Here is a 15,237-nt window from a genome sequence, read left to right as displayed (position 1 = left end):
AGTCGCGAAGCGGCGGGTGCGTTCAGGAGGCGGCGGCGTCGGAACCGAGGGTCCCGCTCACATGCAGTCGCGCGTAGACGCCGGGGACGGCGAGGAGCTGGTCGTGGTGGCCGCGCTGGACGACGCGGCCCTGGTCGAAGACCAGGATGTCGTCTGCAGCCTGGGCGGTGGCCAGGCGGTGTGCGACGGCCACGGTCGTGCGTCCTCGCGCCAGGCCCTCCAGGGCCTGGTGCAGCCGTTGCTCGGTGGCCGGGTCCACCGATGAGGTGGCCTCGTCCAGGACGAGCAGGTCGGGGTCGGCGACATGGGCCCTGGCCAACGCGACCAGCTGCCGCTCGCCCGCGGACAGCCCTTCGCCACGCTCGCCGACCTGCGTCGCCAGTCCAGCGGGCAAGCCGTCGAGCCAGCCCGCGAGCCCGAGCTCGGCGAAGGCCTGACGGACGCCCGCACGGGTGATGCCCGGGCAGCCGCGGCGCACGTTGTCCTCGATGGACACGTCGAAGAGAAAGCCCTCCTGGGGCACGATCACCACGCGTCTGCGCAGCTGCGCGAAGGGCGCTCGGTCCAACGGGACACCGTTGATCGTGATCCGTCCCTCGGTGGGGTCCATCAGCCGGGTCAGGAGCTTGGCGAAGGTGGTCTTGCCCGAGCCGGTCTGCCCGACCACCGCGACCCGCGCCTGCGCGGGGATGTCCACATCGATGCCGTGCAGGACGGGCGGACCGATCGCCGGGCCGTCCTGCGAGGCCCGGGTCGGATAGGTGAACGACACCTGCGAGCAGCGGATGCTGATCGGGCCCGGGGGGATATCCTGGCTGTGCCCGGGCGTGCGGGCCGGGTCGGCGACGTCCGCCGGAAGGTCGAGGATGCCCAGCACGCGTCGCCAGCCGGCGATGGCCGTCTGCGCCTGGTCCAGTACCTCCGTCGCGACCTGGACCGGTCCGACGAACAGGGTGATGAGGAAGAGGAACGCGATCAGCTGGCCGGCCGACAGCCCGCCCCCGACGCCGGCCCCGCCCCCGACGCCCAGCAGCACCCCGCCCACGACCACCCCAGCGGTGGCGAGTGCCGCGAACACCTCCCCCACCGAGAACATCACCGATGCGGTCCGGTGCGCACGGTAGGCCGCCGTCACCTGGCGGTCGACGGCGGCGGCGATGCGGCGGTTCGTGCGGTCCTGGATCCCGTACGCCCGCACGACCGACGCGGCCACCACGCTCTCGCCGATGGCGGTCAGCATCTCCCCGACGCGGGCACGCACCGCGTCGTAGGCGACGGCCAGCCGGTCCTGGAACCAGCGCAGCACCAGGGCCAGCGGGGCGACGGTGACGAGGACGAGCATGGTCAGCTGCCAGCTGTAGACGGCCATGACCGCGGTGGCGAGCAGCAGCTGCCCGATGTTGACCAGGAGCAGGATCCCGCCCCACTGCATGAAGCGGCTGATCTCGTCCACGTCGGCGGTGACCCGCGCGACCAGCGCGCCACGATGTTCGGCGGTGTGGTGGAGGAGCGAGAGGTCGTGGATGTGGCGGAACGCCCGAACGCGCAGGTTCGCCAGAGCGGTCTCGGCGGATCTGACCAACCGCGTGATCATGAGGTACCCGGCCGCAGCCGTGAGGGCGACCAAGGCCAGCGCGCTGCCGGTGAAGAGGGCGACCAGTGCCGGGTCGGGTCCGGTCGGCCGCAGCAGGCCCTGGTCGATGGTGAGCTGGATGGTGATGGGGACGACGACGCGACCGATGGTGGCGGCGACCGCGAGCAGCAAGGTCACCCCGAGTCCTGCACGGAACTCCGGCGAGAGGGCCAGCCCCCGGCGCAGGGTGCGCCAGGACGACGCTGCCGACCGGTCGGTCACGGTCCGTGCCCCGGTTCGGCGCCACCCATCAGGACCGCGTAGGCGGGATGGCGCTCGAGCAGCACGTCGTGGCGGCCCGTCGCTCGGACGCGGCCCCGCTCGATGAACACGACCTCGTCGGCGAGCGCGATGGTGGCACGGCGGCTCGCGACCACGACGACGGTGGCCGGCAGCTCGGCGGCCCGAAGCCCGGTCAGGATGGCGCGTTCGACCGTCGTGTCCACGCTGGATGTCGCGTCGTCAAGGACCAGCAGACGCGGGTTGCGCACGAGCGCGCGGGCGAGTGCGATGCGCTGCCGTTGACCGCCGGACAAGGTGGCGCCGCGCTCGCCGACGATCGTCTCGTAGCCGTCGGGGAGCTCGGTGATGAAGGCGTGCGCCTGCGCGAGCTCCGCTGCGGCACGCACCTGCCCGTCGCTGTAGGACCCGCCCAGGGTGATGTTGTCCCGGACGGACTCGTCGAAGAGGAAGGAGTGCTGGAAGACCACGGCGACCTGCCGGGCGACCGCAGGTCGGGTGAGCATCCGGATGTCGAGGGCGTCGAGCAGGACCGACCCCGTGTCGGGATCCGCCAGCCGGACCAGGAGCGCCGCGATCGTGGACTTCCCGGCACCGGTGGGGCCCACGACCGCGATCGTGCGGCCGGGACCGGCATGCACGGTCACGTCGGAGAGCACGGGTGTGTCGGCGTGGGCGAAGGACACCGACACGAGGTCGACGCGGGCGCCCGGGGCCGGCGCGGGGAGCTCCTCCAGCGCGCCGTGCGGCAGCTCGTCGCGTGCCGTCAGCACCCCCTGCACGCGCTCCCAGCCCACCACGGAGCGAGGCAGCTCGCTCAGCAGGAAGCCGATCGTGCGGATGGGAAACGCGAGCAGGGTGAAGATGTAGGCCACGCGCACGAGCTCACCGGGCGCGAGGTCGCCCAGGCTGATCCGCCATGTGCCCACCAGCAGGACCACCAGCACCCCGATGTTCGGCAGGGACTCGACCAGCGGATCGAACACGGCCCGGAGGCGCCCCGTGGTGATCAGCTCGTCACGGAGGCGCTGGGCCGCCTGCTCGAAGCGTGCCGCCTCCTCGTCCTCGCGACCGAGGGTTTTCACGGTCACCGCCCCGTCGAAGGACTCGTGGGCCACCGACGAGACCTCCGCCCGGGCCTGCTGGGCACGGGTGGCGGGGGGTTTGACGAGCGTGTTGTACCGGATCTGCAAGCCCGCCAGGGCCGCCCCGAGAGCGAAGCCGACAACCGCCAGCAACGGGTCGGTCACGATGAGCACCGCCGCGGTGATCACGAGCAGGAAGGCCGTGCCGACAGCGAACGGAAGGACTGCGATCGGCGCGAAGGTGGCGTCGACGTCGGCGTTGGCGTTGGCGAGCAGCTCGCCGGTGCGGTGCTGCTGGTGCCAGGACAGCGGCAGGCGCTGGTACTGCCGGGTCACCCGGGTGCGGAAGATGCCCTGGAGTCGGTACTGCATCGCGGCGGCCGCGACGCGGCGGAGCACGATCCCCGCGGCCTTGACCACCGAGACACCCATGATCGCTGCTGCGGCGACAGCCAGGGCCGCCCGTGTGGTCACACCCGCGGCGAACGCCGGCAGGATGAGCCGGTCGGTCACCGCACCGAACACGTAGGCGGCCGCCACGATCATCAGGCTGTACAGCACCGCTCCGGTGACGGCGACGGCAAAGGGCGCCGGTTGCAGCCGGATGGCCACTCCGAGCACACCCAGACCCCGGCGGATGATGTGCCGATCGGTCGGCGACCTCAGCCGAGGACCTCGCCAGCGACGCGCTCGGCCAGATGGGCCTGTGCGTCGAACGGCGCCGCCCCGTCCGGGCAGGCGCGCTCCCAGGTCCCGTCCGCTTGCAGGTTCCACGCCTGGGTGTTGTCCGCCAGCATGGCGTCAATGATCTCGACCAGCTGGGACCGCAGAGCCGGGTCCTGCACGGGTGCCAGCGCCTCGACCCGGCGGTCCAGGTTGCGCGGCATCCAGTCCGGCGAGCCGACCCACAGGTCGTCGGGGCCGAACTGCACGATGCGGCTGTGCTCGAGCAGCCGACCCACGATGCTGCGCACGCGCACGGTCTCGCTGACGCCGGGAACCCCGGGGCGCAGTCCGCAGATGCCCCGCACCACGAGGTCGATGCGGACACCGTCCTGCGAGGCGCGGTAGAGGGCGGCGATGAGCGGGGGGTCGATGAGGGCGTTCAGCTTCGCGCGGATGAGGCCCTCCCCCCCTGCCCGGGCCACCGCCGCCTGCTGTTGGATGAGCTCGATGAGGCGCTCGCGCAGGGAGACCGGCGCGACGAGCAGCTGGCGGTAGGTGTCCTGGCGCGCATAGCCCGTCAGGTAGTTGAAGAGCTCGGTGACGTCCGCACCCAGGGCCGGCTCGGCGCTGAAGAGGCCCAGGTCGGTGTAGCTGCGCGCCGTGCGCCGGTGGTAGTTGCCGGTGCCGAGGTGGACGTAGCGGCGGATCCCGTCGTGGTCGCGGCGCACGACCAGCGTGGTCTTCGCATGCGTCTTCAGGCCCACCAGGCCATAGACGACGTGGACCCCGGCCTTCTCCAGGGTCCGCGCCCACCCGATGTTGACGGCCTCGTCGAAGCGGGCCTTCAGCTCCACGAGGGCGACCACCTGCTTCCCGCGCTCCGCGGCCTTGATCAGCGCCTGCACGATCGGGGAGTCACCGGACGTCCGGTACAGGGTCTGCTTGATGGCCAGGACGTCCCGATCCTCGGAGGCGGCCGTGACGAAGCGCTCCACCGTCGAGGTGAAGCCGTGGTAGGGGTGGTGCACCAGCAGATCGCCGCGGCGGATCTCGGCGAACAGTGCGGCGGAGGATCGCTGGGGCGCGCCGGCCAGTCGCCGCGGCGTGACCGGCCTCCAGGGCGTGTAGCGCAGGTCGGGTCGGTCCAGACGAGCCAGAGTCCGCAGGTCGCCCAGCGCGAGCAGGCCCGTCACCCGGTACGTGTCGACCTCCCCCAGGTCCAGCTCGTCCTGGAGGAGGCGGACGGTCCGGTCCGGCGTCTCCGCGGCCACCTCCAATCGGACGGCGGCCCCGCGGCGGCGCTTGCGCAGCTCGGCCTCGATGGCCATCAGGAGGTCGTCGGCTTCGTCCTCCTCGATGTCGAGATCGGCGTTGCGGGTCACCCGGAACGCCCACGAGTCGATGACCTCCATGCCGGGGAACAGCCGCGGCAGGTGCGCGGTGATGAGATCTTCGAGGGCCACGAACCCGGTCTCGCCGGGCAGCGGGACCAGCCGGGGGAGGACCTCGGGGACCTTGACGCGCGCGAAGTGGCGCTCGTTGGAGGCGGTGTCGCGCACGGTCACCGCCAGGGACAGGCTGAGGTTGGAGATGTAGGGGAAGGGGTGACCCGGGTCGACTGCCAGCGGGGTCAGGACCGGGAAGACCTCCTCCAGGTAGTAGGCATCCAGCGACGAGCGCTGGCTCGGATCCAGCCGAGACACCGACCGTAGGGCGACCCCGTCACGCTCGAGCGCGGGCAGCACCTCGGTGTGCAGGCAGCTGCTGGCGGTGGCGACCATCGGGCCGACCTTCTGCGCGATCGCGGCCAGCTGCTGGCTCGGGGACTGCCCGTCCGGCGACCGGGCCGTGACCCCGGCGGCGACCTGTCGCTTGAGGCCCGCCACCCGGATCATGAAGAACTCGTCCAGGTTGCGCGACAGGATCGACAGGAAGCGCACCCGGTCGAGCAGCGGGACATCGGTGCGCGTGGCGTTGGTCAGCACCCGGCGGTTGAACTCGAGCCAGGACAGCTCTCGGTTCAGGTACAGCGCCGGATCGTCGGCGTCCGGGACGACGGACGTGCGCCCGGGCGCGCCGACATCCCCATCGACGGCGATGGTGATGTCAGATCCGGTATCGGTGCGCATGGCAGGACGCCATCCTATCGAGCACGCCTCACCGCGAGCGGGCCGCCGCGTCGGCCGGCCGCCGGCGGGGAGGTCACAGATGCCCCGGCGCCAGCCGTCGAGCGACTGTCGCAAAATCCCTCGTTTCTGGACAGCCCTTCGCCAGCGCTTTGCGGCGTCCCCGCGTGGCCCTTCAAGCTGGCCCCGGCAAGGCCGGCGCCGGACAAGTCCGCACCCTCGACGAGGTCCACGACCTAGCCGAGCGTCGACCGTGGCCGACGGCCTCGGGGCTACCCTCCGCACCACAAGGTTGGACGGCCACCCGCAGCGGTGTCGAGGGCTCCTCACTGACACGGAGCGTGGCAACGCCGTCAAGACCCTGACGCCGGCCCATCATCCCGGCGAGGTGCGTGCTCGCGCCGCGTTCTGGGGATGTAGGACCGCACTCCGGCGGTGCGCCTGCGACTGCTGGGACTGTTCGGCCCGTTCGGCCGGCTTGGCGCACCGCTGGACGGCGTGTCATCTCGGTCGATAGACGTCACGGCGGTGCTGTACGCGGTGGATGATGACCACGCGCTGGTCTTCGTCGGCTTCGTAGATGACCCGATAGTCGCCCCGCCGAGCGGAGCGCAGCCCTTCGAGTTCGCCGAGCAGGGCCTTGCCGGCCCGCTTGGGGTTCGTGGCGATGGTGGAGTGGATCGCCTCTCTTGCAGCGGCGCGGATCTTCTCGGGAAGCCGGTCGAGGTGACGAAGGCCTTCCGGCGTGATCCGGACCTCATACACCAGGCGCTACGACCGAGGCAGGGGTACGGTCTTGCCGGCTTGCGCTTCGCGTCGCGAGCGCCCCAGCGACTCCATCAGCTCGGGGTCACGCAGCACCTCGACCGTCTCCTCGAGCGCCTCGAGGTCGTCGGGGTTGACGAGCACGAAGGCAGGTCGACCATGACGGGTCACGACGATGCGGTCGTGCTGGCGCTCCACGCGTTCAGCAAGCGCCGAGAGATGCGCCTTGACCTCGGAGAAGGGCAGCGTTTCGGTCATGGGTCCATATTCTGACCTAACTGCTGCGCCGGTGCAAGTCTTCGACCCTGCCCGTGCCTACTACCGACCGTTGTCGGCTTCAAGACAAATAAGTCCTGAAGCCGACAAGGCCACCTGGCCGGCCGGCTCGATGGGTGCTGCCTACGTCATGGACTGCAAGAGGTTGCGAGCGACCACCGTGGGGGCGTGCATCGAGCGGTAGCCGACCGAGTCGAAGCGCACCACGAGGACGTCGCCCTCCGTGCGCTGCACCGTACCGGCGCCCCACTCCGGGTGGCTGACGGCCGAGCCGGTGGCGAACGGCCCGTGGCGGTCTGCCTCCACCCGCTCCTTCTGGGCGTCGACGTCCCAGTCCTCGATGTCACGCTGCTCGGCTCGGCGCAGGCAGTTGTCGCACCGCAGGCACAGCTCCCCGTGGTAGTCGTCGCCGAGGTAGTTGAGCAGGTAGCGCCGACGGCAGGCGCTCGACTCCGCGTAGGCGCAGACCATGTCGAGCCGGGACTGCTCGACGTGCACCTGCGTGTTCTGGTGCGCCGCCATGTCTTCCATGGCCGCCGCGGGGTCGCCCCGCCAGCGGATGCCGTTCTTGAACGCGGTCAGGTAGCCGAAGCGGCCGAGGTCCTCCAGCAGTGAAGCCGCTCCGGGACGGGCGACCGAGGCGCCGGCGGCGACGTCGGCGAGCACGTCCGCCTCGGGCCTGACGCGGTCCACCGTGCTGAACAGATGCACCATCTTGGCCACCGTCGCTTCGGACGGCCGGCTGCGCCGGTGGAGGTGCTCGTGCACGGACCGGTCCTCGGGGCGGTACAGCAGCACGCAGTCGGCAGGTTGGCCGTCGCGCCCCGCACGTCCGGCCTCCTGCCAGTAGGCCTCGAGGGAGTCGGGCATCGTCCGATGCACGACCGCCCTGATGTCGGGCTTGTCGATGCCCATGCCGAAAGCGCTCGTCGCGCAGAGGACATCGAGCGTGTTGAGCTCGTCGGACAGGAACGCGTCCTGTACCTCCTGGCGCAGGCCGCGCTCCATGCCGCCGTGGTAGTACCCGGCGGCCACACCCAGCTCCAACAGGGCCAGCGCGGTCTCCTCCGCCTCGCGGCGCGTGGTGCAGTACGTCACGGCGGGCCGTCCGACGTCGGCGAGGATCTGCGCGAGCTGGCGGTCTCGACGCTCCACGTCGGTGACACGCACGACCCCGAAGTGCAGGTTCGAGCGGTCGAATCCGCGGGCGACCAGGATCGGGTCGCGGAGGTCGAGCTCGCGGGCGACGTCGCGTCGCACGGCCTCCGGGGCGGTCGCGGTCAGGGCCAGGACCGGCGGCCGCCCCATGGCGCTGGCGGCCGAGGCCAGCTCGCGATAGGCGGGTCGGAAGTCGAACCCCCACTCGGAGATGCAATGCGCCTCGTCGACGCAGAACAGGCTGACGGTCGTGTGCTGCAGCGCCGCGCGCACGTCCTGACGGGCGAGCTGCTCGGGGGTGACGAACACGACGTCGATGCGACCGGCCTGCAAGTCGCGCAGCAAGGTCTCCCTGGCGTTCCCGCGCACCGAGCCGGAGACGGACTCGATCCTGCTCGGCCGGTCGCCGTTGCCGGCGTCCGCCCGCAGGCGGCGCACCTGGTCCTGCATGAGCGAGATGAGCGGGGTCGCCACGACGGTCGTCCCCCCGAGCACCGCTCCCGCCAGCTGGTAGACGAGCGTCTTGCCACCACCGGTCGGCAGCACGGCGACCACGTCCCGCCCGGCGAGCACGCCTTCGAGCGCCTCCCGTTGGCCTGGCCGAAAGCCGGACAGCGTCGGGAAGTGGACGCGGAGGGCCTCGTCGCTAGCGTCCAGCGCAGCATCCTTGGTCAGCGTCGTGCACTACCAGCCGTCCCCCAAGACGGGAGGGGCCAACCCGGAGCCTGCCCTGTCAGGCCGCCGATCATGCCCCGCCCGAATGTTCGCGTAAAGTCCCTCGCTTCCGAAGGCTCGTGCGACAGGGGGCCGGTACGGTGGGACGATGTCCGTCAAAGCGCCATCCGGAGTCCGACCAGCACCCTCTGCGACGGGCGAAGCGGGTGGTCCGAGCAAACGATACGCCGCCCTGGCAGGCCTGGTCGCCGCCGCTGTGGCTCTGGGGCTGACCGAGCTGTGGGCCGGGCTGGTGGCCGGGGCCCCGTCGCTGGTCGTGGCCGTCGGCGGCGTGGTCATCGACGAGGTCCCGGCCGGGGTCAAGGACGTTGCCATCGCGCTGTTCGGGGTTCGGGACAAGATCGCCCTCGTCGTCGGGACGCTCGTGCTCGCGGGCGTCTTCGGCGCGGTGCTGGGCCTCCTGGCAGCACGGGGGCTTTGGAAGGGCGCCGCCGGGTTCGCCGGTTTCGCCGTGCTGGGCACGCTCGCGGCGACCCGCGACCCGCAAGCCTCTGCGGTGCTCGCGGCGATCGGTGCCGCAGTCGCGGCCGCCGTCGCCCTCGCGCTGCTGCACCGGATGTTGGCGCGGGCACCGGGCGCGGGTGCCCACGAGCCTGACCCGGACCACGAGCCCGCGACGGCCGAGCCGATGCAGCCCCGGGGCGACCGGCGGGTCTTCCTGCAGCTGGCGGGCGGTGCGACCGCGTTCGCGGTGCTCTCGTCGGGTGCGGGGCGTCTCCTCACGAGCCGCAACGCCGCCACCGTCGCCCGGGCCCGCGTCGACTTGCCCCCGCCGGCGGTCGCGCTCGGCACCCCCCCCGCCGGCACAGCGCTGGAGGTCGACGGGCTGAGTCCGCTGTTCACGCCCAACGACAGCTTCTACCGCATCGACACGGCGTTGACCATCCCCCGTGTTGATCCCGCCACCTGGCGGCTCCAGGTCACCGGCATGGTGGATCGGCCGCTGACGCTGTCGTTCGACGACCTGCTCGCGATGCCCCACGAGGAGGTGGACGTCACCCTGTTATGCGTGTCCAACGAGGTGGGGGGCCATCTCGCGGGCAACGCCCGGTGGAGCGGCGTGCGACTCACCGACCTGCTCGATCGGGCCGGCGTCCAGGTGGGCGCGACCCAGATCGTCGGCCGCTCCGCCGACGGCTGGACGTCGGGATTTCCGACCGAGGCGGCGTTCGACGGCCGGGACGCGCTCGTCGCGGTCGGCATGAACGGCGAGCCGCTCCCGTTGCGTCACGGGTTTCCCGCACGGTTGGTCGTGGCGGGGCTCTACGGCTACGTGTCCGCGACCAAGTGGCTGACCGCCATCGAGCTGACCACCTTGAACGGGTTCGACGCCTACTGGGTCCCCCGCGGATGGTCCAAGGAGGGACCGGTGAAGACGCAGTCGCGCATCGACGTCCCCGCCCACCGTGATTCCGTGGCGGCAGGCCGGGTCGCGGTCGCCGGCGTGGCATGGGCCGGGATCCGGGGCGTGAGCCGAGTCGAGGTCGCCGTCGACGACGGAGACTGGCAGCCCGCCCGCCTCGCCGAGGAGCTCGGATCGGCCACCTGGCGACAGTGGCTGTGGGAGTGGGACGCCCGCCCGGGTCGCCACACCCTGACGGTGCGGGCCACCGACGGCGAGGGCACGGTCCAGACGTCGGCGCCGAGCCGCCCCGCGCCCGACGGCGCGACGGGACACCACCGCGTCACGGTCGAGGTCGGCTGAGCGTCGCGTGCACCGGGGCGGCTCACCCCGCTGACCGGGCAGCCCTTGGCCGTGTGGACAGGGTTTGGCCCCTGCGGACGCGGTCGTGGTGGCTAGGGTCGCATCCGCTGCTCGCATCCCAGCGCGCAGTCGCGCGCGCCCCCCCCGTCCCCCCATGCTGAACCGGCGGCGCCTCTCGGACCGCTCACCCGCCACAGGCGGGGTCGCAGCCTTCTCTCGTGCTTGCAAAGCCGCTGCGTCGGCGTGCCCGACGAACGTCCAGACACCTGCCCACCTGAGGAGACATGCCACTTCACACCGCACCCCAAGGCCTACGCACACCGACCCGCCTCCGCGTCGGCGTGACCGCATCAGCGGTCGCGCTCGTCCTCGCCGGCCTGTCCACGTCCGCCGGGGCCTCCGAGCACCCCGAGCACCACGAGGTGGTCCGGGGCGATTCGCTGTCGGGCATCGCCGCGGACTTCGGCCTCGATCCGTCGACCGGCTGGCGGGTGCTCTTCAACGCCAACGAGGAGATCGCCGACCCGAACCTCATCATCCCCGGCCAGGAGCTCGTGATCCCCCCACCCGGCGCCGAGCTGGAGGACCGCCCCCTCCCGGAGGCGTCGACCCCGGCGCCTGTGCCAGCGCCATCCACGGACGCCGCCGCCGCCGGCCCCGCGCCCGCGCAGACGCCGAACCCGGCGCCCGCACCCGCACCGGAGGCGCCGCACGTGGCGGCTGGATCGGTGTGGGACCGTCTCGCCCAGTGCGAGGCCGGCGGCAACTGGCAGGCGAACACCGGCAACGGGTACTACGGCGGGCTGCAGTTCCTGCCTGCCACCTGGCGAAGCGTCGGTGGCACCGGCTTGCCGCACGAGCACCCGCGTGAGGAGCAGATCAAGCGCGGCCAGACGCTCCAGGCACGTTCGGGCTGGGGCCAGTGGCCGTCGTGCTCGAGCCAGCTCGGCCTGCGCTAGGTCGCACCGGTGGGAGCCGTCGTAGCACCGGCCGGCTGCTCGTCCGTGACGAGCCAGTCGGTGCTGCGGCGGTCGGTGCCCGGCCGGCGGCGGTCCATGACCAGCCCGTCGCGCACGGGCGCCCCCGCCTCGCTGAGCACGGCGGTGATCTCGTCGCCGATCAGCTCGTCGCGCTCCAGCAAGGCGTCCCGCAGCGCCTCGACGAGATGCCGGTTGCGGTCCAGCAAGGCACGCACGTAGGCCTTCGCCTGGGCGAGCAGCCGGTCGACCTCGGGGCGCATGACCGGATCGGCGAGGACACGCCCGACGAGGTTGGTGCTGTTCAGCATCGATCCCTGCGCGGCCGCCAGGGACACGAGCGAGCCAGCCATCCCGCAGGAACCCACCACCTCGCAGGCGACCTGGGTGGCATAGGCCAGGTCCCCGCCCGGACCCGTCCCGGCCTCGTCGAACCAGAGCTCCTCGGCCACCATCCCACCCATGGCGATGTGCAGGAGCGCATGCATCTCGGTGCGTGAACGGGTGAAGACCTCGTCGAGGTCACCGTGGGCGAGCAGACCCAGGGAGCCGCGTCGCTTCACGATCGACAGGACTTCCAGGCGCCGGGTTCCCGCGAGGTAGGCCATCGTGGCGTGTCCCGCCTCGTGGGTGGCGACCGTCCGACGCTCGAGATCGGTGTACGCGGTGGGGTTCTTGAGCCCGACCTCCTCGGTGAGCCGGGCATCGGCGATATCGCTCCAGGCCAGCTCGTCGCGACCGTCCTTGAGAGCCAGGACCAGGGCCTCGTCCAGCAGGTGCTCGATCATCACGGGGGTGTAGCCGAACGTCTGCCCGGCGAGCTGGTCGCGCAGCTCGTCGCGGTCGAGCTCGGCCGCGTGCGACTTCACGGCGAGGAAGTAGTCGACCAGCTCGCGACGGTCCGCCTTGGCGGGCAGCTCGAAGGTCAGGCGGCGGTCGAAGCGCCCGGGGCGCAGGAGGGCCGGGTCGAGGTCGTCAGCCCGGTTGGTGGCCGCGATGACCAGGATGTTGTGGTAGACCGCCTTGCGGGCGGGGACCTGCCGGTGTGCGGGCAGGTAGGCGTTGGCCGTGCGAGCGAGGCTGTTCCAGAGGCGGTGCCCCAGCGGCGGGGTGTCGAAGGACTGCAGCTGGATCAGCAGCTCGTTCACGACCCCGCCGGTGCCCTCGCTGGTGCCCAGCCGGTTGGCGACCAGACCGGCCGCGCCACCCCAGGCGTGGGCGGTCGCCGGAGCGGGGGTGGCTTGCATGCCGCCCCGGGTCATGGCGATGGCGTCGATCTCCTCGATGAACCCGATCGCGCCGCCCTCCCGGCGTGCGGTCTTGCGGAGCACCTTGAAGTAGCCACGGATCTTGCGGGCCGTGGCGCCGTACCACATGGATTGGAAGCTGGTTGCGGACACGAACAGGAACGGCACGCCGCCCTCCCGGGCCATGGCTTTGGCCAGGTGCGTCTTGCCGGTGCCCGGGGCCCCCTCGAACAGCAGGCCCCGGCGGGGGTTGCCCCCGAGCTGGTCGCGGTACAGGGCGTAGCCGAGGAAGGTGTTCAGCGTCTTCACGACCTCGTCGACGACGGTGTCGAGACCTTTCACGTCCTCGAACCCGACATCGATCTGCCCGGGTCGGAACAGCATGTGCGGCGAGCGCCCGTTCAGCATGGGCATGGCGACGAGCGCAACGATGAGGAGCAGGAAGATGGGCAGGATGTACAGGTAGGGGTCGGTGGGGAAGTTCGGGAGCGCGAAGATGTTGAACGGGGCCCCCGCCAGGATGCGCCACCACAGGAAGGCCAGGGGGACACCGAGCACGGCGGCCAGCGTCGTCAGCCGGCGTCGGCGGGCTCGCTCCCGTGCCGACCCGACATCGGCCCCGAGGACATCGACCAGCCCCCCGCCGAGGCGTGCCGCGACCGTGCCACCGGTGTCGCCCGTGCTCATCCGTCGTCCCTTCGCGGTCGTGCCTCAGGCTGGCGCCTACATGAAGGTCAACGACCACGCACCGTAATGGTGATGTTGCGAGCAGCAGCAGAAACCGCACCGGGGTCTATTGCGCACCGTGCTCCGCACCGTGCGCTCACGCGCGCACCACGACGCAGTAGGGACCGAGGGCGCGCAGCCGCTCCGCGTCGTGTGCCCCCTGTTCGGTGACCACCGCGGTGAGTGCCCCGCTGGCGGGGTCGAACTCGATGTCGGTCACGCTGCCGACGTCGTTGCCCTGGTCGGTGAGGACCCGTCGCCCGATCCAGTCGAGGTCACCGGCCACCATCGCGAGCTCGGTGTCATCGGCCGGCCCGCGCAGCGCGTCACCGGGGCCGACGACGACGGCGTCGGGGCCGAACCCCGACAGCGCGTCCCAGTCGACGAGCAGCGCCTTCTTGCGACGGCCGTCGATGTGCACGGCGGAGATCCGGCGGCTGCCGACGTCGACGACCAGATGGCGGACGCGGCCGAGCTCCTCGGCGTCATCGCGTGACAGCACCGTGGTACCGAGGGCGTCGGTGAGGCGCACCCTAGCCTCCCTCGGCCGTGTGGCGCTCCATGAACGCCGTGACCGCGCTGCTGAAGCCGGAGAGATCGTCGTGGAGGAAGTCCTCTGCCGCGGCAGGCACCATCAACGCCGTCCCGGAGATGGAGAACGTGTCGCCGACGGGCAGCAGCTGCCCCTCGACCTCTCCATCGATCTCGAAGCCGACCACGTCGGCGGCGGTGCCGACGGCCAGGACCAGGTCGCGGACGGTGCCGAGCGCCTTGCCGGCGTCGGTCATCACCGTGGTGCCGAGGATGTGGCGGTCCTCGCCGCCGGTCGCCGCCTCCATGGAGTCGTCTGCCGAGCCGAGCGCGTCGCGATCCGCGATCATGACCGCGTCCCGTCCGAGGGCGGCGACCCGCGACCACGGCAACACCGCCTTCATCGGTCCGGAGAACCGGCCCCGCTTGTTCAGGCTGAACCCCACGACCCTCGCATCCTCGTGGCTGAACACGACGTCCTTGATCTCGGCGACGTCCACGGCGGTGTCCAGGGTGACCACCGGCCGCCCGATCAGGTCACCGGCCCGCAGCAGCAGGCTCATGGCTTGCCTCGGCGCTTGCGCACGGCGACGATGCCGCCCGAGCGCCGCCGGCGCTGCACGGCCATGAACCCGGCGCCGAGCAGGATCACCACGATCGCCGCGATGATCAGCCACCACCACCATTCCATGCGCAGATCCTAGACGCTGGCCGGGGTGCAGGAAACGACACCGACGGGGATGGTGGCACCGACGGAAGGGGAGGTCTGCGATGACCGGCGACAGTGGGCGGTACCTGACGAACATGGAGGGCCTCACCCATGAGGTGTTCGGGGGCGATCCGGACGAGATCGTGCTGCGGGTCGCGCGGGTGGGGGAGGGCGCAGGCACGCTCGACGAGCTCGCCCGGGAGCTGCACGAGGAGGCCCGCCGCTACGAACGGCTCGGAGCCGGCGGGTGGCGCATGGTCGAGCCCTTTCGCGCGGGGGAGGCACGGTGTCGCAAGACGGCCGAACCGGGCGCCTCCGCGCCCCCCGCCCCGGATGCCGGCCAGATCCCGCCACCGGCGCAGCTGCAGGCGGCGGTCGAGGGCGCCGAGGACCTCCCAGTCGCCGCCGCGCGCCTGCGCGCCGCCGCCGCGGCCTACGAGCGCCGGGCGGCCGACGGCGGTCGGCTCGCCGATCCCGTCGTGGCCGGCCGCGTACCCCTGGCCTGACCCAGGGGTGGTGGTGTCTGGGTCCGTGCGTTGCGGATCGGGGCCGTGTCGTGGCCCTGTTCCTGCACGGGCTTACGTGGTCGACATGCGGCAGGCGCCTGAGACGTGAATCGCCGGAGCGCCAGCGGAGGCGATGCTCCGCTGTGCCGGGT

General features: G+C 71.8%; 13 protein-coding genes. 3 read left to right on the top strand and 10 right to left on the bottom strand.

All coding sequences use genetic code 11. The features are described from left to right. Positions 1–22: 22 nt before the first annotated feature. The 6 genes from WD250_08460 to WD250_08435 all read right to left on the bottom strand — a co-directional run bounded on the left by WD250_08460 (position 23) and on the right by WD250_08435 (position 8,564). Positions 23–1,855: an ABC transporter ATP-binding protein gene (locus WD250_08460; protein ID MEX2620238.1), complete on the bottom strand. Its 1,833-nt coding sequence runs from the start codon at positions 1,853–1,855 to the stop codon at positions 23–25. Beyond that, the gene (locus WD250_08455; GenBank protein MEX2620237.1) at positions 1,852–3,579 is read right to left on the bottom strand and encodes an ABC transporter ATP-binding protein; all 1,728 of its coding nucleotides are present in this window, start codon (positions 3,577–3,579) and stop codon (positions 1,852–1,854) included. Before WD250_08455 ends, WD250_08460 begins: the two co-directional genes overlap by 4 nt. 41 nt (positions 3,580–3,620) lie before the next feature. Beyond that, a complete protein-coding gene (gene ppk1 / locus WD250_08450) occupies positions 3,621–5,753 on the bottom strand; it encodes a polyphosphate kinase 1 (GenBank protein MEX2620236.1) in 2,133 nt (710 codons plus the stop codon). A 498-nt stretch (positions 5,754–6,251) separates the two neighbouring features. Then, positions 6,252–6,515, bottom strand: a complete 264-nt coding sequence (locus tag WD250_08445) for a type II toxin-antitoxin system RelE/ParE family toxin (GenBank protein MEX2620235.1) — start codon at positions 6,513–6,515, stop codon at positions 6,252–6,254. A gap of 6 nt (positions 6,516–6,521) precedes the next feature. Further along, positions 6,522–6,773: a type II toxin-antitoxin system Phd/YefM family antitoxin gene (locus WD250_08440; GenBank protein MEX2620234.1), complete on the bottom strand. Its 252-nt coding sequence runs from the start codon at positions 6,771–6,773 to the stop codon at positions 6,522–6,524. Between the two features lie 141 nt (positions 6,774–6,914). Beyond that, complete coding sequence (locus WD250_08435) at positions 6,915–8,564, bottom strand: RecQ family ATP-dependent DNA helicase (protein MEX2620233.1); 1,650 nt, start codon at positions 8,562–8,564, stop codon at positions 6,915–6,917. 316 nt (positions 8,565–8,880) lie between these two features. On the opposite strand from WD250_08435, the gene WD250_08430 reads away from it, so the two are divergent. Both WD250_08430 and WD250_08425 read left to right on the top strand, forming a co-directional pair. Further along, complete coding sequence (locus WD250_08430; GenBank protein MEX2620232.1) at positions 8,881–10,389, top strand: molybdopterin-dependent oxidoreductase; 1,509 nt, start codon at positions 8,881–8,883, stop codon at positions 10,387–10,389. Between the two features lie 341 nt (positions 10,390–10,730). Next, a complete protein-coding gene (locus tag WD250_08425) occupies positions 10,731–11,348 on the top strand; it encodes a transglycosylase family protein (GenBank protein ID MEX2620231.1) in 618 nt (205 codons plus the stop codon). Here the strand turns inward: WD250_08425 and WD250_08420 are convergent. The 4 genes from WD250_08420 to WD250_08405 all read right to left on the bottom strand — a co-directional run bounded on the left by WD250_08420 (position 11,345) and on the right by WD250_08405 (position 14,561). Beyond that, positions 11,345–13,300 carry an AAA family ATPase gene (locus WD250_08420; GenBank protein MEX2620230.1) on the bottom strand — a complete coding sequence of 652 codons (1,956 nt, stop codon included), beginning with the start codon at positions 13,298–13,300 and terminating at the stop codon, positions 11,345–11,347. The genes WD250_08425 and WD250_08420 overlap by 4 nt on opposite strands. A gap of 136 nt (positions 13,301–13,436) precedes the next feature. Beyond that, the gene (locus WD250_08415; protein MEX2620229.1) at positions 13,437–13,871 is read right to left on the bottom strand and encodes a PRC-barrel domain-containing protein; all 435 of its coding nucleotides are present in this window, start codon (positions 13,869–13,871) and stop codon (positions 13,437–13,439) included. 1 nt (position 13,872) lies between these two features. After that, on the bottom strand, positions 13,873–14,433 hold the full coding sequence (locus tag WD250_08410) for a PRC-barrel domain-containing protein (GenBank protein MEX2620228.1): 561 nt from the start codon (positions 14,431–14,433) through the stop codon (positions 13,873–13,875). Next, positions 14,430–14,561, bottom strand: a complete 132-nt coding sequence (locus tag WD250_08405; protein ID MEX2620227.1) for an LPXTG cell wall anchor domain-containing protein — start codon at positions 14,559–14,561, stop codon at positions 14,430–14,432. The genes WD250_08410 and WD250_08405 overlap by 4 nt, the downstream gene beginning before the upstream one ends. 80 nt (positions 14,562–14,641) lie before the next feature. Between WD250_08405 and WD250_08400 the strand changes: the two genes are divergently transcribed. Further along, entirely contained in the window at positions 14,642–15,085 is a 444-nt protein-coding gene (locus WD250_08400) for a hypothetical protein (protein ID MEX2620226.1), read from the top strand. The last annotated feature ends 152 nt before the right edge of the window (positions 15,086–15,237 follow it).

The organism is Egibacteraceae bacterium (assembly GCA_040905805.1).
Classification (GTDB): domain Bacteria; phylum Actinomycetota; class Nitriliruptoria; order Euzebyales; family Egibacteraceae; genus DATLGH01.
Note: the sequence above shows the minus strand (reverse complement) of the source record. Positions and strands in the feature narration are given on the sequence as shown.

What these genes read in the sequence shown, in the direction of transcription:
- ppk1 (MEX2620236.1), bottom strand. Translation starts at nt 5,753, where the DNA reads ATGCGCACCGATACCGGATCTGACATCACCATCGCCGTCGATGGGGAT.
- WD250_08440 (MEX2620234.1), bottom strand. Translation starts at nt 6,773, where the DNA reads ATGACCGAAACGCTGCCCTTCTCCGAGGTCAAGGCGCATCTCTCGGCG.
- WD250_08420 (MEX2620230.1), bottom strand. Translation starts at nt 13,300, where the DNA reads ATGAGCACGGGCGACACCGGTGGCACGGTCGCGGCACGCCTCGGCGGG.
- WD250_08410 (MEX2620228.1), bottom strand. Translation starts at nt 14,433, where the DNA reads ATGAGCCTGCTGCTGCGGGCCGGTGACCTGATCGGGCGGCCGGTGGTC.
- WD250_08405 (MEX2620227.1), bottom strand. Translation starts at nt 14,561, where the DNA reads ATGGAATGGTGGTGGTGGCTGATCATCGCGGCGATCGTGGTGATCCTG.
- WD250_08400 (MEX2620226.1), top strand. Translation starts at nt 14,642, where the DNA reads ATGACCGGCGACAGTGGGCGGTACCTGACGAACATGGAGGGCCTCACC.